The following is a 22,319-nucleotide window of genomic DNA, read 5'->3' on the forward strand; positions in this document are numbered from 1 at the left end:
AGGCGCACGCGGAGGGTCGCGGCGTCGGCGCCAGCGCCTAGACTTTCCGGGTCATGGATGCGCTCTTCGATCTCGACGGCTCCAGCGAGCCCCAGCCCCGCACGCCCGCCGAGCCCGAGGCCGCCGCGCCCGCGCCCGAGCCCGAGCCCTGGCCCGAGCCGGAGCACGAGCCCGCCCCGGAGCCCGACTACGAGCCCGAGCCGGAGGACGCCTGGATCCCGCCGGCCCCGATCCTGTCGGGGCACCACCGTCCCGCCGCGGCCCCGAACCGACCCGCGCGCGGCGCATCGTCCCTGGTCGAGGGGCTGAACCCGCCGCAGGCGGAGGCCGTCCTCCATGAGGGCGAGGCGCTGCTCATCATGGCGGGCGCCGGCTCCGGCAAGACCCGCGTGCTCACGCACCGCATCGCGCACCTGCTCGAGGCGGGCCGCGCGCGCCCCCACCAGATCCTCGCGATCACCTTCACCAACAAGGCCGCCGCGGAGATGCGCGAGCGCGTCGAGGCCATCGTCGGCCCCGAGGCGCGCGGCATGTGGGTGTCGACGTTCCACAGCGCGTGCGTGCGCATCCTGCGCCGCGACCACGAGCTGGCCGGGCTGTCGAGCTCGTTCTCGATCTACGACACGTCGGACTCGGTCAACCTCATGAAGCTGGTCATGAAGGAGCTGAACCTCGACCCCAAGAAGTTCACGCCCAAGGCCGTGCTGGGCCGCATCGGCAAGTTCAAGGACGAGCTGATCGACCCCGAGGTCGCCCTCGCCGGCGCCTCCATGGCGAGCAAGTTCTCGATCGAGCACGCCGCGGCCACCGCGTACCCGCTCTACCAGCGCCGACTTGAGGCGGCCAACGCGGTCGACTTCGACGACATCATCGTCAAGACGGTGGGCCTGCTCCAGCACCACCCGCAGGTCGCGCGTGCCTACCGCGAGCGGTTCCGTCACATCCTCGTCGACGAGTACCAGGACACCAACCACGCGCAGTACGTGCTCGTGCGCGAGCTCGTGGGCCCGGCGGACGACGCGTCGCTGCCGGCGGGCGAGCTCACGGTCGTGGGTGACGCGGACCAGTCGATCTACGCGTTCCGCGGCGCCACCATCCGCAACATCATGGAGTTCGAGAAGGACTACCCGAACGCGCACATCGTGCGCCTCGAGCAGAACTACCGGTCGACCCAGAACATCCTCACCGCCGCGAACACGGTCATCCAGAACAACTCGGATCGCCGGCCCAAGAACCTGTGGACGGACTCGGGCGCCGGCGAGAAGATCAAGGGCTACGCCGCGGACACCGAGCAGGGCGAGGCGCAGTACATCGCCACCGAGATCCGCCGTCTCATCGACGAGGACGGCGTCGAGCCCAACGACATCGCGATCATGTACCGCGCCAACGCGCAGTCCCGCGCCGTCGAGGAGCGCTTCATCCGCGCCGAGATCCCCCACAAGGTGGTCGGCGGCACGCGCTTCTACGAGCGCAAGGAGATCAAGGACATGCTCGCGTACCTCGCCGCGGTGGTGAACGAGGACGACGACATCGCGACCCGCCGCATCATCAACGAGCCCAAGCGCGGCATCGGCGACACCGCCGTCGAGTCCGTCGAGGGCGTGCGCCGCACGCTGGTCGCCGCCGGCGAGGACGTCAGCTTCGGCAAGGCCCTGCGACGGCTGGACGATGCGGGGCTCCAGGCGCGCTCGGAGCGCGCGATCGGCGACTTCGTGCGCCTCATGGACGACCTGCGCGCGCTCGCGAAGGACAACGGCCCGGCCGGCGTGCTCGACGCGATCGCGGACCGGTCCGGCCTGCTCGCGAGCCTGCGCAAGAGCGAGGACCCGCAGGACGCGAGCCGCATCGAGAACATCATGGAGCTCGTCGCCGTGGGCCGCGAGTTCTCCGAGGACAACCCCGAGGGCACCCTCGCGGACTTCCTCGAGAAGGTCGCGCTCGTCGCTGACGCGGACCAGGTCCCCGACTCCGACGGCACCGGCGGCGTCGTCACGATGATGACCCTCCACACCGCGAAGGGGCTCGAGTTCCCCGTGGTGTTCCTCACCGGCATGGAGGACGGCACGTTCCCGCACATGCGGTCGATCGAGTCGGGCGACACCAAGGACATGGAGGAGGAGCGGCGCCTCGCGTACGTGGGCCTCACCCGTGCCCGCGAGCGGCTGTACCTCACGCGGGCCGAGGCGCGCTCGAGCTGGGGTGCGCCCCAGTACTTCGGCGCCTCGCGGTTCGTCGAGGAGATCCCCGCCGAGCTGATGGAGTGGACGCGCGCCGCGATCACCATGTCCTCGCTGCGCGAGCGCTCCGATCGGGGCTCGTCCCGGTCGGGCGCGTGGTCGGGCATGGGCTACGGCGGCAGCCAGGACCGCGAGGACGGCAACACGTACTCGCGCGCCGGGGCCGTCACGACCCGCCGCGTGCCGCCGAGCCCGCCCGGCGTCGCCTCGGGCGACATCGGCTTCGAGGTCGGCGAGCGGGTGCTCCACGACAAGCACGGCATGGGCAAGGTGGTCGGCACCGAGGGCGTGGGCCGCAACGCGGTCGTCAAGGTCGACTTCGGCGGCGACGTCAAGCGCCTGGTGCTGCGCTTCAACAGCCTCGACAAGCTGTAGCGGGCGCCGCTAGCGTTCCCCCAGGTATCGAACGGGGGAACGATGCGGTGGTGGCTTCTCGCGGGCGCGGTGACCGTGCTCGCGCTCGCGGTGATCGCCGTGGTCCTGCCCGTGCGGTCGGAGGCGGTCGCCGCGGACGCTCAGGCCGTCGTGGTCCCGGTGGGGACCGAGGACGGGGTGTGCGGCACCGTCACCCTCACGGCCGCGCTCTCCGCCGAGGTCGTCACCCCGCTGGTGGACCTGCTCGGCCGGTCCCACGTCACGGGCATCGAGGCGAGCGAGGTCGCGCTGGACCTCGACGTCGAGCCCGCGTGCGGCGACGGGCTCGAGGCGGCGGGCGGCACAGCGTCCCTGTGGCCGGTCGACTGCCGCGCGTGGGATCTCGCCGAGGCGACGCCCTTCCCGACGGTGCGGTGCTACGACACCGAGCTGCGGTTCCCGCTCGCGCCCGCCGAGGGCGAGCCTGCGGGGGTCGCGTGGGAGGACGCGGCCTTCCCGCTCGGCGACGCGTGGGTGCGCGACCCGCGCTGGTGCACGGAGGTCTACGCGACGCTCGGGGTGCTCGTCGGCGACGCCGGGCTCACGGCGACCGAGCTCGCGCCCGGCGAGCTCTGCCTGGACCTCGACAACGCGTAGCGCGCGGCGCTAGCGTTCCCCCAGGTATCGATGGGGGGCACGATGCGGTGGTGGCTCGTCGGCGGCGTGGCCGTCGCGCTCGTGATCGCCCTGATGGCGGTGCCGGTGCTCCCCGCGGCCGAGGAGACCGAGGCGCCCGTGACCGGCACGTGGACCTTCGACTCGCGGGAGCTGGGCGCATGCGTGAGCGTCGCGGTCGACGCGACGCTCACGGGGCGCGAGGTGCGCCCCGTGATCTCCGCGCTGCCGTGGCGGCTCTGGGCCGACACCTCGCTCGCGGACCCGGTGGAGATCGCCGCGGCCGCGCCGGCCGGCTGCGAGCCCGTCGACGGCGAGCTGGACCGCATCGGCGCGTACGTGCTCATGGGGGACTCCGACTGCGCCGACTGGCCCGAGGACGCGGGCGACGACCTCACGCTGCCGGAGGCGGATCACGTCACCGGCTGCGGGGGCGACGCGGTGCGGTTCACGCTCGCGACGGACGAGCCCGCCGACGGGATCTCGCTCTCCGACTCGTTGCTCCCCGGCGAGGTCCACGCGGACCGGCGGGGCTGCATCGACCTCGACGTCGCCGGAGAGGTCCAGGTCTCGCGGGGCGGCACGGGGGCCTCCGACGCGCCCGCGCCGGACGGCGGCCTGCCCCTCCGGGTGTGCCTGGAGTCCGCGGACTGAGCCGTTCCGCCGACGCAAGTCACGCCCGTGACGACCGGTGATCGGCGCGCCCCGCACGACCGCGTACCCACAAGGCGTCGGATGTGTGACTTGCGGAGACGACCGGGCGCGGCCGGACTAGGCTCGTCCTGGACCGATCACAGGGAGGGTGGCATGGAGGCGAAGACCTCGAAGGTGTCGATCGTCGGCGCGGGTGCGGTGGGCGCGACCCTCGCGTACGCAGGGCTGATGCGCGGATTCGCGCGCACGGTCGCGCTGTACGACATCAACAAGGCGAAGGTCGAGGCGGAGGCGCTCGACCTCGCGCAGGGCATCCAGTTCATGCCCGAGGCGACCGTGCTCGGCTCGAACGACGTGGGGGTCGTCGAGGACTCCGACGTGGTCGTCATCACGGCCGGCGCGAAGCAGCAGCCGGGCCAGAGCCGCATGGACCTCGCGGGCGCGACGATCTCGCTCATGGACAAGGTGCTGCCGCCCCTGCTGGAGGCCGCGCCCGACGCCATCTACATCCTCGTGACGAACCCGGTCGACGTGGTGACCTATGCCGCGATCAAGAAGTCCGGCATGGACCCGTCCCGCATGTTCGGCTCGGGCACCGCGCTCGACACCTCCCGCCTGCGCCACCAGATCGCCGCCTACTGCGACATCGCGGTGGGCAACGTCCACGCGTACATCGCGGGCGAGCACGGCGACTCCGAGGTGGCGCTGTGGTCGTCCGCGACCATCGGCGGGCAGCCGCTGCTCGACTGGCGCGGCCGTGACGGCGAGGTCGTGATGACCCAGGAGGTGCGCGAGCGCATCCACCACGACGTGATGCGCTCGGCGTACACGATCATCGAGGGCAAGGGCGCGACCAACTACGCGGTCGGCGCCGCCGGCGCCCGCATCGTCGAGGCCGTGCTGGGCGACCAGCGCCGCATCATGCCGGTGTCCACGCTCATCGACTACCCGAACGTCGGCGAGGTGTGCATGTCGCTGCCGGCCGTGATCGGCCGCAACGGCATCGAGCACCAGGCCGCCACCCCGATGGACGCCGAGGAGATGGCGCTCCTTGAGGCCTCGGCGCGGTCCATCAAGGAGACGGCGAACCGCTTCGGCGTGGGCTGAGTCCACGCGGGACGATGCCCCGGTCGCCTGAGGCGGCCGGGGCATCGTCGTATGCGCGAGGCTCACACGCCCACGAGCTCCTTGTCGCGGGGCGCCTCCGGCGCGGGTCCCTCGACCGAGAGGCGCGGCAGCCAGCCGAGCCACGACGGCAGGGTCCAGTTGTGCCGGCCCAGCAGCGTCATGAGCGACGGCACGAGGATGGTGCGCACGACGGTCGCGTCGATGATGACGGCGGCCGCGAGACCGAAGCCCATCTGCTGGAACTCCGCGAGGTCGCCCAGCGCGAAGCCGAGGAACACCGCGACCATGATGAGCGCCGCCCCGGTGATGAGGGAGCCCGTGCGGGACAGCCCGAACACCACCGCGTCGCGGGTGTCGCCGGTCGCGTCGTGACGCTCCTTGATGCGGCTGATGAGGAACACGTGGTAGTCCATCGACAGCCCGAAGAGCACCGCGAAGAGGAACAGCGGGATCCACGGCGCGATCGCGTCGACCTGGGCGAAGCCCAGCAGGTCCGCGCCCCAGCCGAGCTGGAACACCCCGACCAGCAGGCCGAACGCCGCGCCCGCCGAGATCACGTTGAGCGCGATCGCGGTGAGCGGGATCGCGAGCGACCGGAACGCCACGAGCAGGAGCAGGAAGCTCGCGCCCAGCACCATCCCGATCACCGCGGGGGTGTGGTCGACGATCACCGAGGTGAAGTCGACGGCCTCGGCCTGCCCGCCGCCCACGACCGCCGTGGCGCCGGTCCCGTCCAGGGCCGCCGGCACCAGGTCGTCGCGCAGGCGGTGCAGGGCGTCCGCGGCGGCCGGGTCGGCGGCGTCGTAGACGTCGCGGGTGTCGATGAACGCGGTGCCGCCGCGCCAGTCGACGGTGGTCTCCGCGTAGGCGGGGTCCGCCTCGACGGCGTCCGCGAGGTCCGCGACGGCGCCGCCGGCGCCGCCCGCGTCCTCGATCGCGATGACGGTCGAGGACTGGCCGAGGCCGTAGTCCTCGACGAGGACCTCGACGCCCTGGCGGAGCTCGTTGTCGGCCGGCAGCGACTCGAGGCCGGGGAACGCAAGACGGATCGACAGCATCGGCAGCGCGAGCGCGACCAGCAGGCCCAGGCCCGCGACGGCCGAGACGGCGGGCCGGGCGGTGACGGTGCGGGCGATCGCGGTCCACGTGCGGGGCTCGCGGCCGGGGTGCGCCGTCGGGACACGGCCGCGGTTGACGCGGTGGCCCAGCAGGCGCAGCACCGCGGGCAGCAGCGTGAGCGCCGACACGATCGACATGATCGCGACCAGGATCGCGCCCGCGCCGAGCGAGCGCATGATCGTCGACGGCACGAGCAGCAGCCCGAGCAGCGAGATCAGCACCGTGACGCCCGAGAACAGCACCGCTCGGTTGGCGGTGGACCCGGTGATCGCGACGGCGTCCCTGACGGTGCGCCCGTGCGCCAGCTCCTCGCGGAAGCGCTGGACCGCGACGAGGCTGTAGTCGATGCCGAGCGCGAGGCCCATCATCGTGATCATGTTGACGATGAAGAACGACAGCTCGAAGGCCTGACCGATGATGGCGGTCGCGCCCACGGCGGTGACGATCGACACCACCGCCACCAGGAGCGGCAGGCCGGCAGCGACGAGCGCGCCGAACACGACCACGAGGATGACGAGCGCGACCGCGATGCCGATCAGCTCGCCGCGCGCGAGCGTGTCCTCCGCGAGGTCGCCGAACGCGAGCTCCGTGGTCGCGTCGCCCACGTTGTGCAGCGCGAAGCCCTCCGCGGTCGCCGCGTCCGTGACGTCCTGGATGGCCTGCGCGACGGCCGTGGAGTCGTCGCCGGGGTCGACCGTCGCGGTGACGAGCGCCGAGCGTCCGTCGGCCGCGACCGGCGCGGGCTGTTCCGCGGTCGGGGCGGCCACGGCGAGCACGCCGGGCGTGGCCTCGAGGCCCGCGACGAGGTCGTCGACCACCGCGGTGAACTCCGCGTCGCCGAAGCGCGCGTCCGTCGCGGTGACCACGATGGTCTCGGAGACCGTCGCATCGTCCGAGCCGCGGAGACGTTCGTCGAGCGCGGCCGCCTGCTCGGAGTCGGTGGCGACCAGCAGGCGGTCGTCCTGGGTGAGGGCGTCGCCGAGCCCTCCCGCCGCGATGACCGCCGCGACGACCGCGACGAGCCAGGCGGAGATGGTCACCCACGGCCGGGCGGCCGCGGTGCGGGCGATGCGCCCGGTGAAGCCTAGGTTCATGATTCCTCCCAGATCAGGCCGGAGTCCCGGCTGATTCGACGCTAGGCAGGCGTCCCCCCTGCGCTCAGCCCGCTGAGGGACGATTCGGGCACGCCGTGCGGGGGAACCTCCGCTCGCCCGGATGGGGGAGGGTGCCGGGACCGTCCCCCGCGCGGGGGAGGGGGAACCCTCCGGGCGGGCGAGGACGTCCCGCCGGCCGGCACGGCACGATGGACGCATGGACGTCATCCGCGGCTACCTCGCCGCCACCTGGGAGGCCCGCACCTGGAAAGCGGTGCTGTACCTCCTGCTCGGCCTGCCCGTCTCGATCGCGTTGTTCGTGTACGCCGTCACCGGCTACGCGCTCGGCATCGGGCTCGCGGTGGTGTGGATCGGCGTGCTCATCCTCGTCGCGGTGCAGGCGTCGATGCGCCCGCTGGGCGCCTTCGAGCGCGGCATGGCGAACGGGCTGCTCGCCGCCGGGGTCCGCCCGCCGGCCCCGCTGCGCGCTCCCGCGGACGCCGGGCGCGTCCGCCGCGCGCTCGTACCGTTCCACGACCAGTCCTCGTGGCGTACGTTCGCGTGGATCGTGGCGCGCATCGTGCTCGGGCCCGTCGGCTTCGCGCTCGCGATCGTCGCGGCCGTCGTGCCGGTGTCGTTGCTCGCCGCAGTCGGGTGGGCGGTGCTGCATCTCGTGGGCGTGGTCGACGTCGCGGACTACGGCACGGACCCCGCCGCGGCCGACGTGGTGGACACTGTGGCGTTCTGGGTCGCGGTCGGCACGCCGCTCATCGTGCTGGTGCTCCCCATGCCCGCCTGGATCGTGCGGGGCACGGCGGAGCTGCACCGCATCCTCGCGCGGTGGGCCCTCGGGCCGTGCGACCGCGAGATCGCCGAGGCGGCGACGGCCCGCGCGCAGCTCGCCGAGGAGCAGGTCCGGATCGACCAGGAGCTCCACGACAGCATCGGCCACATGATCACCATGAACATCGTGCAGGCGGGCGCCGGGGCGCACGTCTTCGACAGCGACCCCGAGTTCGCGCGCCAGGCGCTGCGCAACATCGAGGAGCGCGGGCGTGCGGCGATGGGCGAGCTCGACCGCATCATCGCCACGCTGCGCGGCGACGACCACGTCGAGCGCGCGCCGTTGCCGGGCCTGGCCGATGTCCCCGCGCTGATCGACGCGTCGCGCGACGCGGGCATCGCGGTCGACGCGGACGTCGACACTTCGCCGGTGCCGCCCGCGATCGGCCGCGCCGCCTTCGGCATCGTCCGCGAGGCGCTCACCAACGCGGCGCGGCACGCGCCCGGGTCCCCGGTGAGCGTGCGCGTCGTCCACGAGGACGATGCGCTGGGGATCGACGTCGCGAACGGGCCGTCGCGCCCGGCCGGCGGCCGCGCCGACCCGGCCGCCGCATCGTCCCCTCGTCCGAGCCGCGGCGTGGCCGGCATGCGTGACCGCGTCACCCTGCTCGGCGGCCGCACGTCGATCGGGCCCACGCCCGACGGCGGCTACCGGGTGCGGGCGCTGCTGCCGCTGTCGGCGACGGTGGGACCCGCGGGCGCGGGCTCGGCATGGGACGATCTGCGTGAGGAGGTGCGCGCATGAGGGTGGCGATCGTCGACGACGACCCGCTGGTGCGCATGGGCCTGCGCGCGATCGTGAGCTCGGAGGACGGCTGGGACGTGATCGGCGAGGCGGGCGACGGCGCCGCGGCCGTCGCGCTCGCGGCCCGGGAGCGCCCCGACGTCATGCTCATGGACATCCGCATGCCCGGCGTCGACGGGCTGGCGGCGACGCGCGAGATCGTCGGGTCCGGCTCCGCCACCCGCGTGCTCGTGCTCACCACGTTCGAGGTCGACGAGTACGTGTTCGAGGCGATGCGCGCCGGCGCCTCCGGCTTCGTCCTCAAGCGGGTCCCTCCCGCGGAGCTGCTCGAGTCGATCCGCGTGGTCGCCTCGGGGGAGTCGCTGCTGTTCCCCGCGTCGACGCGCGCGGTCATCGAGCGGTTCGCGACGCGCGGCGGCGAGCGGCTGCCCGAGCTGTCGGAGCGCGAGGAGGACGTGCTGCGGGCGTTGGCGCGCGGCCGGTCGAACGGCGAGATCGCCGCCGAGCTGTTCGTGTCGGTCGAGACCGTCAAGTCGCACGTCGCGTCGATCCTGATGAAGCTCGGGGTGCGCGACCGGACGCAGGCGGTCATCGTCGCGTATGAGAGCGGCTTCGTGCTGCCGGGGGAGACCTCGGACCGACGCTGAGCCGTCGCGGGAGCGCTCTCCCGGGACGATGGTCCCGGCGGGGCCGGGCGCGTGGGTAGGCTGAGCCCTGCACCATCGGACCCGCGCGCCGACGAGGGCGCGCACTCTCGCGTGAGGACAGTGCATGGACCTGTACGAGTACCAGGCGCGCGACATGTTCGAGAAGCACGGCGTACCCGTGCTCCCCGGCATCGTCGCCGAGACCCCCGCCGAGGCACGCGCCGCGGCCGAGCAGCTGGGCGGCATCGTCGTCGTCAAGGCTCAGGTGAAGGTGGGGGGACGTGGCAAGGCGGGCGGCGTGAAGGTCGCCAAGACGCCCGAGGAGGCCGAGGCGCACGCCGAGGCGATCCTGGGCATGGACATCAAGGGGCACACCGTCCACAAGGTGATGATCGCGGCCGGCGCCGCGATCGCCGAGGAGTTCTACTTCTCCGTGCTGCTGGACCGCGCCGAGCGCCGCTACCTCGCGATGTGCTCCGTCGAGGGCGGCATGGAGATCGAGCAGCTCGCCGTCGAGCGCCCTGACGCCCTCGCGAAGGTCGCGGTCGACCCGCTGGTGGGCATCGACCGCGCCAAGGCCGAGGAGATCGTCGACACCGCCGGCTTCCCCGCGGACCTGCGCGAGGCCGTAATCGACGCGATCGAGAAGCTCTGGACCGTCTACAAGAACGAGGACGCGACGCTCGTCGAGGTCAACCCCCTGGTGCGCACCGAGGACGGCTCGATCATCGCGCTCGACGGCAAGGTCACCCTCGACGAGAACGCCGAGTTCCGTCACGCGGACCACGCGGCGCTCGAGGACAAGGCCGCGGCGGACCCGCTCGAGGCCAAGGCCAAGCACATGAACCTCAACTACGTGAAGCTCGACGGCTCCGTCGGCATCATCGGCAACGGCGCGGGGCTCGTGATGTCCACGCTCGACGTGGTCGCGTACGCCGGCGAGCAGTTCGGCGGCCAGAAGCCCGCCAACTTCCTCGACATCGGCGGCGGCGCCTCGGCCGAGGTGATGGCCAACGGCCTCGACGTCATCCTCCACGACCCGCAAGTGAAGTCGGTCTTCGTCAACGTCTTCGGCGGCATCACGTCGTGCGTCGCGGTGGCGGACGGCATCGTCGGCGCGCTCGAGGCGCTGGGCGACAAGGCGACCAAGCCGCTCGTCGTGCGCCTCGACGGCAACGCCGTCGAGGACGGCCGCGCGATCCTCGCGCACGCCGCCCACCCGCTCGTGACCATCGTCGACACCATGGACGGCGCCGCGGCCAAGGCCGCCGAGCTCGCCGCCGCGGCCGCCTAAGGAGACACACATGGCCATCTTCCTCACCGCAGAGTCCAAGGTCATCGTCCAGGGCATGACCGGCTCGGAGGGCATGAAGCACACCCAGCGCATGCTCGCGTCCGGCACCAACGTCGTGGGCGGCGTCAACCCCCGCAAGGCCGGCGCCATCGTCGAGTTCCCCGGGGACCACACCGCGCCGGTCTTCGGCACCGTCGCCGAGGCGATGGAGGCCACCGGCGCCGACGTGTCGGTGCTGTTCGTGCCGCCGCCGTTCACCAAGGCCGCCGTCATGGAGGCCGTCGACGCCGGGATGCCGCTCGTCGTCATCATCACCGAGGGCGTCCCCGTCGCCGACACCGCCGAGTTCTTCGCGTACGCGCAGTCCAAGGGCACGCGCCTGATCGGCCCGAACTGCCCCGGCCTCATCACCCCCGGCCAGTCCAACGTGGGCATCACGCCCGCGAACATCACGGGCCCCGGCAAGATCGGCCTCGTGTCGAAGTCGGGCACGCTGACCTACCAGATGATGTTCGAGCTGCGGGACCTCGGCTTCTCGACCTGCGTGGGCATCGGCGGCGACCCGATCGTCGGCACAACCCACATCGACTGCCTCGAGGCGTTCGAGAACGACCCCGACACCGCGGCGATCGTCATGATCGGCGAGATCGGCGGCGACGCCGAGGAGCGCGCGGCGGCCTACATCCAGGAGCACGTCACCAAGCCGGTCGTCGGCTACGTGGCCGGCTTCGAGGCGCCCGAGGGCAAGACCATGGGCCACGCGGGTGCCATCGTGTCGGGCTCGGCGGGCACCGCGCAGGCGAAGAAGGAGGCCCTCGAGGCCGCGGGCGTGAAGGTCGGCAAGACGCCGTCCGAGACCGCTCGCCTCATGCGGGAGATCCTCACGGCCTGATCCTTCCCGCTCCCTCGGGGGCGGACGATGCGGGGCCTCGACGCGCGAGCGTCGGGGCCCCGTCCTCGTCTCCCGGGTGTCGACGCGAGCCGGGCGCGTGGCGGTCCCGCGCATCGTGCATCCCAGCGGCGACCATGGATGCCATGCCCGCCGAGACCTCCCGCCCCGCGCGCCTCGACCGCCTGCGCGCGGCGCTGCCCGGCTGGGCCGGAGGCCTGCTCACGGGGGCGCAGGCGGTGGTGCTGTCCTACCTGGTCGTCCTCGCGCCCGCGCTCGCGGCCGTCGCCGGCGCGCCCAGCCTCGACGGCTCCGCGGCCGTCGACTGGCCCGGCGCGGCCACCGTCGCCACGAGCGTGTGGCTGCTCGGCCATGGCGTCCCCGTCGCGTTCGCGGGCGCGACCCTCAGCCTCGTGCCCCTCGGCATGCCCCTGGTCAGCGCCGCGATCCTCGCCGCCGTGGCGCGACGGTTCGCCGTGAAGACGTGGACCAGCTGGGCGCTCGGCGTCGCCTCGTTCGCGGGCGGCGCGGCGCTCATCGGCTGGCTCGGCAGCCCCGACGGCGCGCGCGAGGCCAACGCCCTGCGTGCCGCGCTCGTGGGGGCGCTTATCGCCGCGCCCGCCGTGGCGACCGGCATCTGGCGGGCCTACGGCGCGCGGCTGCACCTGCTCGACCGGATCCCCGGCGAGGTGCGCGCGGGCCTGCGGCTCGGGCTCGGCACCGTCGCGCTCATCGTCGCCGCGGCCGCCGCGGTGGGGGGCGCGTGGGCCGTGCTCAACATGGACCGCATCGCGCTCATCGCGTCGGACCTGCGGATGGACCCGCTCGGTGCGGGCGCGCTCGCGCTCGTCGAGACGCTCTACGTCCCCACGATGGTGTGCTGGATGGTCGCGTGGCTCGTCGGCCCCGGCTTCGTGGTCGGCACCGGCTCGCTCTACGCGCCCGACACGCTCACCGCCGACGCGCTCCCGCAGCTGCCGCTCCTGGGCGCGCTGCCGTCGGGCTCGGGCGGCTGGTGGACGTGGGCGCCGCTCGTCGTGGTCGTGCTCGCCGCGCTCGCCCGCGCGGCGCTGAGCCGCCGCATCGGCCTGGACTGGGTCTCGGCGCGCGCTGGCGGCGTCGCGATCGCCGTGGTCGCGGCGTGCCTCGCCGCCCTGACCGCCGCCTCGCGCGGCTCCGGCGGGCCGGGCCGCCTCGAGCAGATGGGCGCGGAGATCGTGCCCGTCACGCTGATCGGCACCGCGCTGGTGGTCGCCGGCTACGGCCTCGTGTGGGCCGTGGCGGCGCTGTGGCGGTGGGTGCGCGGGACCGTCCGCAGGGACGATGCGCCGGAGCCCGTCGCCGAGCCCGTCAGGGAACCAGCTGGCCGGGCACGGTGAGCCCCCACTGCTCGAGCAGGTCGAGGTAGGACTGCTCGTACTCGTCGAGGCAGACCTGGCGCGCGGTGTTCGTGATCGCGTGGTCCTGGCAGTCCACCAGCGCCTGGACCTGGTCGTGCAGGATCACCAGCCCGAAGCCGTACAGCAGGGCCACGCCGGAGACCGCGATGCCGATCCCGAGCATGACCTTGAGCATCGGCAGGCGCGCGCCGCGCAGCATCACCAGCGCCGTGATCATCGCGGCCGCCCCGGCGGGTGCGAGCACCAGCGCCGACAGCCCCCACGTGGGCCCGAGCATCGGCACGAGCAGCATCGCCGCGAGGAGCGCGAGGCTCCAGCGGACGGCTCGGCGAGCGCCGGCACCCACCTCGGGCACGGCGTCGGGGGTGGGCGTCATGCGGCTCCCTCGGTCGGTGTGACCCCCAGCATGCCGATAGGCTCGACGCTGTGACAAACGCACCTCGTCCCCGGCGTGTCGTCGTGCTCGCATCCGGGACAGGGTCCACGATGCGCGCCGTCCTCGACGCCGCGCGGGACGAGGCGTACGGCGCCCGCGTCGTCGGCGTCGTCGCCGACAAGGACGGGATCGGGGCGCTCGACATCGCGCGCGAGTCCGGCATCCCCACCGCGGTGGTCCGCCTCGCCGACTTCGAGTCCCGCGCCCTGTGGGACGAGGCGATCGCGCGCACCATCGCCACCTTCGACCCCGAGCTCGTACTGCTCGCGGGCTTCATGCGGCTGCTCGGCGAGCCCTCGCTCGAGCGCTTCGGCGGCCGCATCCTCAACACGCACCCCGCCCTGCTGCCCGCCTACCCCGGCGCGCACGGGGTGAGGGACGCCCTCGCCGGGGGAGCGAAGGTGACGGGCTGCACCGTCATCGTCGTCGACCACGGCGTGGACACGGGGCCCATCGTCGCGCAGGCGGCGGTCGAGGTCCTCGACGACGACACCGAGGCCACCCTCCACGAGCGCATCAAGGAGGTCGAGCGCGGGCTCGTCGTCCGCACGCTCGGCCGCATGGCGCGCGAGGGCTGGACCGTGAACGGGCGCTCCGTCCGCATCGGAGCCGCGACCCCCACCCCCCAGGAGGAACCATGACCGAGCGTCAGGCCGTGCGCCGCGCCCTCATCTCCGTGTACGACAAGACCGGCATCGAGGAGCTGGCGACGGCGCTCACCCACGAGGGTGTGCAGATCGTCTCCACCGGCTCGACCGCGCAGCGCATCGCCGCCGCGGGCGTGCCCGTGACCCCGGTCGAGGAGCTCACCGGCTTCCCCGAGTGCCTCGACGGCCGCGTCAAGACGCTCCATCCGCGCGTGCACGCCGGCATCCTCGCGGACCGCCGCCTCGACGACCACGTGCGCCAGCTCGACGAGCTCGGCATCGAGCCGTTCGACCTCGTGGTGGTCAACCTCTACCCGTTCGCCGCGACCGTCGCGTCCGGCGCCTCCGACGACGAGGTCGTCGAGCAGATCGACATCGGCGGACCGTCGATGGTGCGCGCCGCCGCCAAGAACCACGCGAGCGTCGCCGTCGTCGTCGACCCCGAGGACTACGAGGCGGCGGCCAGCGCCGTGGGCCACGGCGGCTTCACGCTCGCGGACCGCACCCGTCTGGCGGCGAAGGCCTTCCGCCACACCGCCGACTACGACGTCCAGGTCGCCACCTGGATGGGCGAGACCCAGGCCCCCGACGACGACGGCACCGGCCTCGCCGGCTGGATGGGCGCATCGTTCACCCGCCAGGCCGAGCTGCGCTACGGCGAGAACCCGCACCAGGCCGCCGCGCTCTACACGGACGGCTCCGGCACCGGCATCGCCGGCGCGCGCCAGCTCCACGGCAAGGAGATGTCCTTCAACAACTACGTGGACGCCGACGCGGCGGTGCGCGCGGCCTACGACCACGCCGGCCCCGCGGTCGCCGTCATCAAGCACGCGAACCCGTGCGGCATCGCGGTCGCGGGCACGATCGCCGAGGCGCACGCCAAGGCCCACGCGACGGACCCCGTCAGCGCGTTCGGCGGCGTCATCGCCGCCAACGGCGTCGTGACGGCCGACGCGGCCCGCCAGATCGCGGAGATCTTCACCGAGGTCGTCGTGGCACCCGGCTACGAGGACGAGGCGGTCGAGATCCTCACCGCGAAGAAGAACCTGCGCATCCTCCAGATGGACCCCGCGCCGCTCGCCACCGAGTGGCGTCGCGTCACCGGCGGCCTGCTGGTCCAGGAGCTCGACGCGATCGACGCGCCCGGCGACTCCGCCGCCGCGTGGCAGCACGTCGCGGGTCCCGCGGCGGACGAGGCGCTGCTCGCGGACCTCGAGTTCGCGTGGCGCGCGTGCCGCGCCGTGAAGTCCAACGCGATCCTGCTGGCCAAGGACGGCGCCGCCGTGGGCATCGGCATGGGCCAGGTCAACCGCGTCGACTCGTGCCGCCTCGCGGTGAGCCGCGCGGGCGAGGAGCGGGCGGCGGGCTCGGTGGCCGCGTCCGACGCGTTCTTCCCGTTCGCGGACGGCCTCCAGGTCCTCGTCGACGGCGGCGTGCGCGCCATCGTGTCGCCCGGCGGCTCGGTGCGCGACGCCGAGGTCATCGCGGCGGCCGAGGCGGCCGGCGTCACCCTGTTCCACACCGGCACCCGCCACTTCTTCCACTAGGGGGCATCCATGGGCGAGAGGACACGCACGCCGCTCGGCCTCGCGGTCGCCGTGACCGCGGCCGTCGTGGCGATCGCGCTGTCCGGGCTCGTCGTGGGCGTCGACGTCGCGGTGCTCGCGCTCGCGGCCTTCGCGGCGGCGGGCGCGATCGCGCGCATCGTCACGCGCGTGGGCCACGGCTTCGAGGTGCGCCGCCGCGCGATCGACGTGGGCGTGCTCGTGGTCCTCGCGGTCGCCCTCGGGTTCCTCGGCCTCACGACGCCGCTGGGCTGAGCGCCCCGGACGTGCGAAGGGCCCCGCCTGCCGGCGGGGCCCTTCGTCGTTCCCGGGTGGGGGAGCGTCAGTCCTCGATCGTCTCGATCACCTCGACGGTGACGAGGTCTTCCTCCGGTCCGAAGGCGCGGAACAGCAGGCCCGTGATGGCGGCGCCGAGCAGCGGCGCCACCCAGAACAGCCACAGCTGCGCGATGTGGTCGGCGCCGGAGAACAGGATGACGCCGGTCGCACGGGCCGGGTTGAGGGCGCCGTTGGTGAACGGGATCGCGATGAGCACGAGGAAGCCGACCGTGAGGCCGATCGACAGGGGCGCGAATCCGGGGACGGCTCGGCGCGAGGTCACCGACAGCACCACGGCCACGAGCAGCGCCGCGATGATCACCTCGACGATGCCGGCGGCGAGCCAGTCGAACTGCGTGGGCGAGAAGTCGGCGTAGCCGTTCGCCGCCGTCGCGAGGAACTCGCTGGGCGTGCCGAGCTGGTCGTAGAGCTCGTTCGTCGAGCGCAGCCCGTAGAACAGGCCGCCCGCGGCGGTGGCGCCGACGAGCTGCGCGAGCACGTACGGGGCCACGTCGCGGCCGGGGAACCGGCCCGCGAGCCACAGGCCCACGGTGACGGCGGGGTTGAGGTGCGCGCCCGAGACGCCGCCGAAGATCAGCGCGGCGATGATGACGCCGAGCGCGAAGCCGAACGCGACGTTGATCGCGTCCCAGCCGAGCACGCCGGAGAACAGCGCGGCGCCCACGCCCATGAAGACGAGGATGAAGGTGCCCCCGAGCTCCGCGAACATGCGGGACACGAGGCCGGGACCGGACGTGTCGATGTCCCACACCTCCTCGGTGAGCTCGGCGGAGTAGTCCTCGACCTCGGACTCGACGGAGTTCGGCTCGTTCTCGTTCGGCGGCTGGCTCATCGTTCCTCCTGACAGGCGTGCCGCGGCGGGCGCGCTCTGTCGCATCGTCGCACGCGCATCGTCCCCAGGCGAGAGGGCACGCGGGCGGACGATGCGCGCTTACGCAGCCGTGACGAAGGGCCCGGGTGTGTGGACTAGCCTGGTGCCACCATCCCCGACGGTGTGAGGACTGACGCATGGCGAAGATCAAGGTCGAAGGCAAGGTCGTCGAGCTCGACGGCGACGAGATGACGCGGATCATCTGGCAGTTCATCAAGGACCGCCTGATCCACCCGTACCTCGACGTCGACCTCGAGTACTACGACCTCTCCATCCAGTCCCGCGACGCGACGGACGACCAGATCACGATCGACGCGGCGAACGCCATCAAGCAGCACGGCGTGGGCGTCAAGTGCGCGACGATCACGCCCGACGAGGCGCGCGTCGAGGAGTTCGGGCTCAAGAAGATGTGGCGGTCGCCCAACGGCACGATCCGCAACATCCTCGGCGGCGTCGTGTTCCGCGAGCCGATCATCATCGACAACATCCCGCGCCTGGTGCCGGGCTGGACCCAGCCGATCGTCATCGGCCGTCACGCCCACGGCGACCAGTACCGCGCGACGGACTACAAGGTCCCCGGCGGCGGCACCGTGACCCTCACGTACACGCCCGAGGACGGCTCCGAGCCGGTCGAGATGGAGATCGTGAAGATGCCCGACGAGGGCGGCGTCGTCATGGGCATGTACAACTTCAACGAGTCCATCAAGGACTTCGCGCGCGCCTCGTTCAACTACGGCCTGCAGCGCGGCTACCCGGTCTACCTGTCGACCAAGAACACGATCCTCAAGCAGTACGACGGCGCGTTCAAGGACATCTTCGCCGACGTCTTCGAGGCCGAGTTCAAGGGCAAGTTCGATGCCGCGGGCATCACGTACGAGCACCGCCTCATCGACGACATGGTCGCCGCCGCGCTCAAGTGGGAGGGCGGCTACGTCTGGGCCTGCAAGAACTACGACGGCGACGTCCAGTCGGACACCGTGGCGCAGGGCTTCGGCTCGCTCGGCCTCATGAAGTCCGTGCTCATGACCCCGGACGGCTCGACCGTCGAGGCGGAGGCCGCGCACGGCACCGTGACGCGCCACTACCGCCAGCACCAGCAGGGCAAGCCGACGTCGACGAACCCGATCGCGTCGATCTTCGCGTGGACCGGCGGCCTCAAGCACCGCGGCAAGCTCGACTCGACCCCCGAGGTCACCGGCTTCGCCGAGACCCTCGAGGACGTCATCATCAAGACCGTCGAGTCCGGCGCGATGACCAAGGACCTCGCGCTGCTGGTCGGCCCCGACCAGGAGTGGCAGACCACCGAGGAGTTCCTCGCGACCCTCGACGCCAACCTCGCGGCGCGCCTGGCCTAGGCGCGACGCCCCACCGTCGGCGCGCCCGGCCCGGGCGCATCGTCCCCAATCCGAAGGAGTCACGACGACGTGAGCACCACCCCCGTCAATGTCACCGTCACGGGTGCCGCCGGCCAGATCGGCTACGCCCTGCTGTTCCGCATCGCGTCGGGCCAGCTGCTCGGGCCGGACACGCCCGTGCGCCTGCGCCTGCTCGAGATCCCGCAGGCCGTCAAGGCGGCCGAGGGCACGGCGATGGAGCTCGACGACTGCGCGTTCCCGCTGCTCGACGGCGTCGACATCTTCGACGACGCGACCGCGGCGTTCGACGGCGTCAACGTGGCCCTGCTCGTGGGCGCCCGCCCGCGCGGCGCGGGCATGGAGCGCGGCGACCTGCTCGCGGCCAACGGCGGCATCTTCGGCCCGCAGGGCGAGGCGATCAACGCCGGCGCGGCGGACGACGTGCGCGTCCTCGTGGTGGGCAACCCCGCCAACACCAACGCGCTGATCGCGTCGAAGCACGCGCCGGACGTCCCGGCCGAGCGCTTCACCGCGATGATGCGCCTCGACCACAACCGGGCGAAGGCGCAGCTCGCGCAGAAGGCGGGCGTGCCCGTCTCCGAGGTGTCGAAGGTCACCATCTGGGGCAACCACTCCGCCAAGCAGTACCCGGACATCGCGCACGCGACCATCGCCGGCCGTCCGGCCGCCGAGGTCATCGGCGACGACGCCTGGGTCCGCGACACGTTCGTGCCCACGGTCGCGAAGCGCGGCGCGGCGATCATCGAGGCGCGCGGCGCCTCGTCCGCCGCCTCGGCCGCCAACGCGGCGATCGAGCACGTGCACGACTGGGTCCTCGGCACCCCCGAGGGCGAGTGGACCTCCGTGGCGCTGCCGTCGGATGGCTCGTACGGCGTGCCCGAGGGCATCATCTCCTCGTTCCCGTGCGTCTCGAAGGACGGGAAGTGGGAGATCGTGCAGGGGCTGTCGATCGACGAGTACGCGCAGTCGCAGATCGACGTCTCCATCGCGGAGCTCGTCGAGGAGCGCGACGCCGTGGCGGGGCTCGGCCTGATCTAGCTCTCGTCCAAGGTTCGTCGGAGGCCCCGGGGTTGTCCCCGGGGCCTTCGCCTTTCCCGGAGCGGGCCGGGGCGCGCCGGCTCCGTGACGCAACCGGCGTACACACCCGAGGTGGCCGCGCATCGTGCCTGGTGCGGCCGAGCGGGCCGGCTTTCATACGCCGGTTGCGTCCGTGGCGCGTCCATCGTCGCTGGTACATGCGGGGTCGCCCGCCACGCACGCGCCACGAGCGGTGTGAACGTTTACATCACGGAGCGGTAACGATCGGTGAACAGGGGGTTGCGAATTGATTGTTAGTACTCTTTACTAACAAACATGGCTTCCGAGGTCACGACTCCCGCAGCGCAGCGGGGTGCGGCGCGACAGCAGCGCTTCGCCTCCGTGGTGCGCGCCGGCGCCCGCGTCACCCCCGAGCGGGCGCGGAGCCACAACCGTGCCCTCGTCCTGCAGGAGCTGTACCGCTCCGAGGGCCTGTCCCGCGCGGACCTCGCCCGCGCCGTCGGCCTCACCCGCGTGACCATCTCCGACCTCGTCGCGGACCTCATCGCGGACGACCTGGTGATCGAGCTCGGCATCCGCGCCGACGCCCGCCCCGGCAAGCCGGCCACGCTGCTCGACATCAACCGCGCGGGCTTCGCGATCGTCGCGCTCGACCTCTCGTACGACAACCTCTTCCGCGGCGTCGTCACCGACCTCGACGGCACGGTCGCCCACCGCGAGCACATGGACGTCACCGGCGTGACCGGCGCGGCGGCGGTCGACGCCGTCGGCGAGCTCCTCGCGCGCCTCGTCGCCCGCGCCGACGCCCCCGTGCTCGGCATCGGCGTCGGCAGCCCCGGCATCGTGGACGATGCGGGCGTCGTCCTCTCCGCCCCGAACCTCGACTGGGCCGACGTCCCGCTCCAGGCCACGCTGGCCGAGCGCACCGGGCTCCCGGTCCTCGTCGCCAACGACGCCAACGCCGCGGCCCTCGCCGAGCGCACCTTCGGCGGCGCCGACGACGACACGATGCTCATCCGCGTCGGCCGAGGCGTCGGCTCCGGCCTCGTGGTGGGCGGGCGCCTCGTGCGCGGCGCCCACTCGGCCTCGGGCGAGATCGGCCACGTCGTGGTCGGCACCGACGGCGGCGAGACCTGCGCCTGCGGCAAGGTCGGCTGCCTCGAGACCTGGCTCGCGATCCCGCGCCTGCAGGCGCGCCTCGAGGCCGCCGCGGACGACGCGGAGCGCCGCGCGGTGCTCGCCGCCGCGGGCGAGCGTCTCGGCATCTCGATCTCGCCCGTCGTGGGCGCCCTGAACCTGGGGGAGGTCGTCCTGTCCGGCCCCCTCGATCTTCTCGACGGCACGCTGCTGGACTCCGCCGCCGAGACGATCCGTTCCCGCACGATGGCCGACTCGCACGGCGGTCCTGCGGTACGGATGACCACCCTCGGACGCGACATCGTCGTGCTCGGGGCCGCGGTCATGGTCCTCACCGGCCAGCTGGGGGTCTTCTGACCTCTGTCCCCACCGTGGCAGCCCGCCACGGAACCCATTGAAGAGAAGGAACTGGAATGAAGAAGACGATGATCGGCGCGACCGCCTTCGCGGCCGCCGGCGCCATCGCGCTCGCGGGCTGCTCGACGGCCTCCGACCCGGCCTCCGAGACCTCGCCGTCCGCCAGCGACACCGCGGCGGCCGCCGAGGACATCACCCTCTGGCTCGCCGGCACGGACACCCCCGAGGCGCTCATCGAGTACCTCAAGACCGAGTACACCGACGTCAACGGCGGCTCGCTGACCGTCGAGCAAATCGGCTGGGGCGACCTCATCTCGTCGCTCACCACCGCGCTGCCCGACTCGGAGAACACCCCTGACGTCGCCGAGGTCGGCAACACCCAGGCGGCCACGTTCACCACCGTCGGCGCGTTCATGGACCTCACGGACCACTACGAGGAGCTCGGCGGCGACTCGCTGCTCCCCGGCTTCGTCGAGGCGGGCTCGATCGGGGACTCGGTCTACGCCCTCCCGTACTACTTCGGCTCGCGCGCGGTGTTCTACCGCCAGGACATCTACGAGGCCGCGGGCGTCGAGGTGCCCACCACCCTCGCGGAGTACACCGAGGTCAACAAGACGATGCTCGACCAGGGTGTCGGCGGCGCGTACCTCGCGGGCCGCGACTGGCGCTCGGCCATCTCGTGGATCTTCGCCAACGGCGGCGACATCGCCGAGTACGACGGCTCCGAGTGGCACGCCACGCTGGACAGCCCCGAGGCGATCGCCGGCGTCGAGCAGTGGCAGGAGCTCTTCGAGACCGCGAACGTCGCGAAGTCGACCGACGACGACACCACCACCTACTCGGCCATCAACGACGACTTCCTCTCGGGCACGCCCGCGTCGTCGACCATGGCGCCGAGCTGGGCGACCTGGACCCTCGGTGACTTCGACAAGGAGTCCGAGGCCTACGTCTGGAACCCCGAGACCTTCGGCGTCTACGCCCTCCCGGGCGTCGACGGCGGTGCGGCCCCGGTGTTCGCCGGTGGCTCGAACATCGGTGTCTCGGCCGCGACGCAGCACGTCGACGGCGCGCTCGACCTCATGGAGATCATCTTCTCGGACGAGTACCAGACGATGCTCGCGGAGAACGGCATGGGCCCGGCGAACCTCGACTTCGCGGACACCTACATCGAGAACTCCACCTTCGAGGGCGTCAACGAGATCGCCTTCGAGGCCGCGTCGAACGCGAAGCTCACCCCGGCCGCGGCCGGCTGGGCCAGCGTCGAGGAGGCGGGCATCATGGAGGACTACTTCCAGGCCGTCGCCGAGGGCGGTGACGTCACCAAGCTCGCCGTCGAGGCGAACGCCAAGATCGACCAGCTGATCAACGGCTAAGACCCCTTCAGGGCGGCTCGACCGCCCCCGCATGGGCCCGGGTGTCCCCCGCACCCGGGCCCATGTCATGGGCGGACCCGCCCGCCCGACCCCCTCCGCAC

General features: G+C 72.6%; 19 protein-coding genes. 16 read left to right on the plus strand and 3 right to left on the minus strand.

The window, feature by feature from the left end; translation table 11 throughout:
• Positions 1 to 53: 53 nt before the first annotated feature.
• From pcrA to AOM02_RS07715, 4 genes are all read left to right on the plus strand, one after another.
• Entirely contained in the window at positions 54 to 2,612 is a 2,559-nt protein-coding gene (pcrA, locus tag AOM02_RS07700; RefSeq protein ID WP_082104954.1) for a DNA helicase PcrA, read from the plus strand.
• 42 nt (positions 2,613 to 2,654) lie between these two features.
• Complete coding sequence (locus AOM02_RS07705; protein WP_062298440.1) at positions 2,655 to 3,248, plus strand: hypothetical protein; 594 nt, start codon at positions 2,655 to 2,657, stop codon at positions 3,246 to 3,248.
• Positions 3,249 to 3,290: 42 nt separating this feature from the next.
• Complete coding sequence (locus tag AOM02_RS07710; RefSeq protein ID WP_169746612.1) at positions 3,291 to 3,920, plus strand: hypothetical protein; 630 nt, start codon at positions 3,291 to 3,293, stop codon at positions 3,918 to 3,920.
• Between the two features lie 153 nt (positions 3,921 to 4,073).
• Positions 4,074 to 5,027 (plus strand): L-lactate dehydrogenase, encoded by a 954-nt coding sequence (locus tag AOM02_RS07715; RefSeq protein WP_062298445.1) that lies wholly within the window; start codon positions 4,074 to 4,076, stop codon positions 5,025 to 5,027.
• 62 nt (positions 5,028 to 5,089) lie between these two features.
• On the opposite strand, the gene AOM02_RS07720 is transcribed toward AOM02_RS07715, so the two are convergent.
• On the minus strand, positions 5,090 to 7,261 hold the full coding sequence (locus tag AOM02_RS07720) for an MMPL family transporter (protein ID WP_062298448.1): 2,172 nt from the start codon (positions 7,259 to 7,261) through the stop codon (positions 5,090 to 5,092).
• A 217-nt stretch (positions 7,262 to 7,478) separates the two neighbouring features.
• Between AOM02_RS07720 and AOM02_RS14290 the strand changes: the two genes are divergently transcribed.
• From AOM02_RS14290 to AOM02_RS07745, 5 genes are all read left to right on the plus strand, one after another.
• Positions 7,479 to 8,849 (plus strand): sensor histidine kinase, encoded by a 1,371-nt coding sequence (locus tag AOM02_RS14290; RefSeq protein WP_062298450.1) that lies wholly within the window; start codon positions 7,479 to 7,481, stop codon positions 8,847 to 8,849.
• A complete protein-coding gene (locus AOM02_RS07730; RefSeq protein WP_062298453.1) occupies positions 8,846 to 9,496 on the plus strand; it encodes a response regulator transcription factor in 651 nt (216 codons plus the stop codon). The genes AOM02_RS14290 and AOM02_RS07730 overlap by 4 nt, the downstream gene beginning before the upstream one ends.
• Positions 9,497 to 9,620: 124 nt before the next feature.
• A complete protein-coding gene (gene sucC / locus AOM02_RS07735; protein WP_062298455.1) occupies positions 9,621 to 10,790 on the plus strand; it encodes an ADP-forming succinate--CoA ligase subunit beta in 1,170 nt (389 codons plus the stop codon).
• Between the two features lie 10 nt (positions 10,791 to 10,800).
• A complete protein-coding gene (gene sucD, locus AOM02_RS07740) occupies positions 10,801 to 11,682 on the plus strand; it encodes a succinate--CoA ligase subunit alpha (RefSeq protein ID WP_062298457.1) in 882 nt (293 codons plus the stop codon).
• A gap of 143 nt (positions 11,683 to 11,825) precedes the next feature.
• A complete protein-coding gene (locus AOM02_RS07745; protein ID WP_062298460.1) occupies positions 11,826 to 13,058 on the plus strand; it encodes a cell division protein PerM in 1,233 nt (410 codons plus the stop codon).
• Here the strand turns inward: AOM02_RS07745 and AOM02_RS14545 are convergent.
• Positions 13,030 to 13,455 carry a hypothetical protein gene (locus AOM02_RS14545; RefSeq protein ID WP_062298462.1) on the minus strand — a complete coding sequence of 142 codons (426 nt, stop codon included), beginning with the start codon at positions 13,453 to 13,455 and terminating at the stop codon, positions 13,030 to 13,032. The two genes, AOM02_RS07745 and AOM02_RS14545, sit on opposite strands and share 29 nt — an antisense overlap.
• Positions 13,456 to 13,505: 50 nt before the next feature.
• Between AOM02_RS14545 and purN the strand changes: the two genes are divergently transcribed.
• From purN to AOM02_RS07765, 3 genes are read left to right on the plus strand one after another with little or no spacing between them, the layout of a single operon-like run.
• Positions 13,506 to 14,156 (plus strand): phosphoribosylglycinamide formyltransferase, encoded by a 651-nt coding sequence (gene purN / locus AOM02_RS07755; RefSeq protein ID WP_062298465.1) that lies wholly within the window; start codon positions 13,506 to 13,508, stop codon positions 14,154 to 14,156.
• Positions 14,153 to 15,709, plus strand: a complete 1,557-nt coding sequence (purH, locus tag AOM02_RS07760; RefSeq protein ID WP_062298468.1) for a bifunctional phosphoribosylaminoimidazolecarboxamide formyltransferase/IMP cyclohydrolase — start codon at positions 14,153 to 14,155, stop codon at positions 15,707 to 15,709. Before purN ends, purH begins: the two co-directional genes overlap by 4 nt.
• Positions 15,710 to 15,718: 9 nt before the next feature.
• Positions 15,719 to 15,982: a hypothetical protein gene (locus tag AOM02_RS07765; protein ID WP_062298470.1), complete on the plus strand. Its 264-nt coding sequence runs from the start codon at positions 15,719 to 15,721 to the stop codon at positions 15,980 to 15,982.
• 67 nt (positions 15,983 to 16,049) lie between these two features.
• On the opposite strand, the gene AOM02_RS07770 is transcribed toward AOM02_RS07765, so the two are convergent.
• Entirely contained in the window at positions 16,050 to 16,898 is an 849-nt protein-coding gene (locus tag AOM02_RS07770; RefSeq protein ID WP_062298473.1) for an aquaporin, read from the minus strand.
• 176 nt (positions 16,899 to 17,074) lie between these two features.
• Here AOM02_RS07770 and AOM02_RS07775 point away from each other — a divergent pair, with 176 nt between their 5' ends.
• From AOM02_RS07775 to AOM02_RS07790, 4 genes are all read left to right on the plus strand, one after another.
• Positions 17,075 to 18,292, plus strand: a complete 1,218-nt coding sequence (locus AOM02_RS07775) for an NADP-dependent isocitrate dehydrogenase (RefSeq protein ID WP_062298475.1) — start codon at positions 17,075 to 17,077, stop codon at positions 18,290 to 18,292.
• A gap of 69 nt (positions 18,293 to 18,361) precedes the next feature.
• Positions 18,362 to 19,351, plus strand: coding sequence for a malate dehydrogenase (locus tag AOM02_RS07780; RefSeq protein ID WP_062298478.1), 990 nt, complete (start codon positions 18,362 to 18,364; stop codon positions 19,349 to 19,351).
• Positions 19,352 to 19,666: 315 nt separating this feature from the next.
• Positions 19,667 to 20,845, plus strand: a complete 1,179-nt coding sequence (locus AOM02_RS07785; RefSeq protein WP_082099502.1) for an ROK family transcriptional regulator — start codon at positions 19,667 to 19,669, stop codon at positions 20,843 to 20,845.
• Positions 20,846 to 20,901: 56 nt separating this feature from the next.
• Positions 20,902 to 22,218 carry an extracellular solute-binding protein gene (locus tag AOM02_RS07790; protein ID WP_082099503.1) on the plus strand — a complete coding sequence of 439 codons (1,317 nt, stop codon included), beginning with the start codon at positions 20,902 to 20,904 and terminating at the stop codon, positions 22,216 to 22,218.
• The last annotated feature ends 101 nt before the right edge of the window (positions 22,219 to 22,319 follow it).

Origin of the sequence: Demequina maris, from assembly GCF_000971155.1 — a bacterium.
GTDB lineage: Bacteria > Actinomycetota > Actinomycetes > Actinomycetales > Demequinaceae > Demequina > Demequina maris.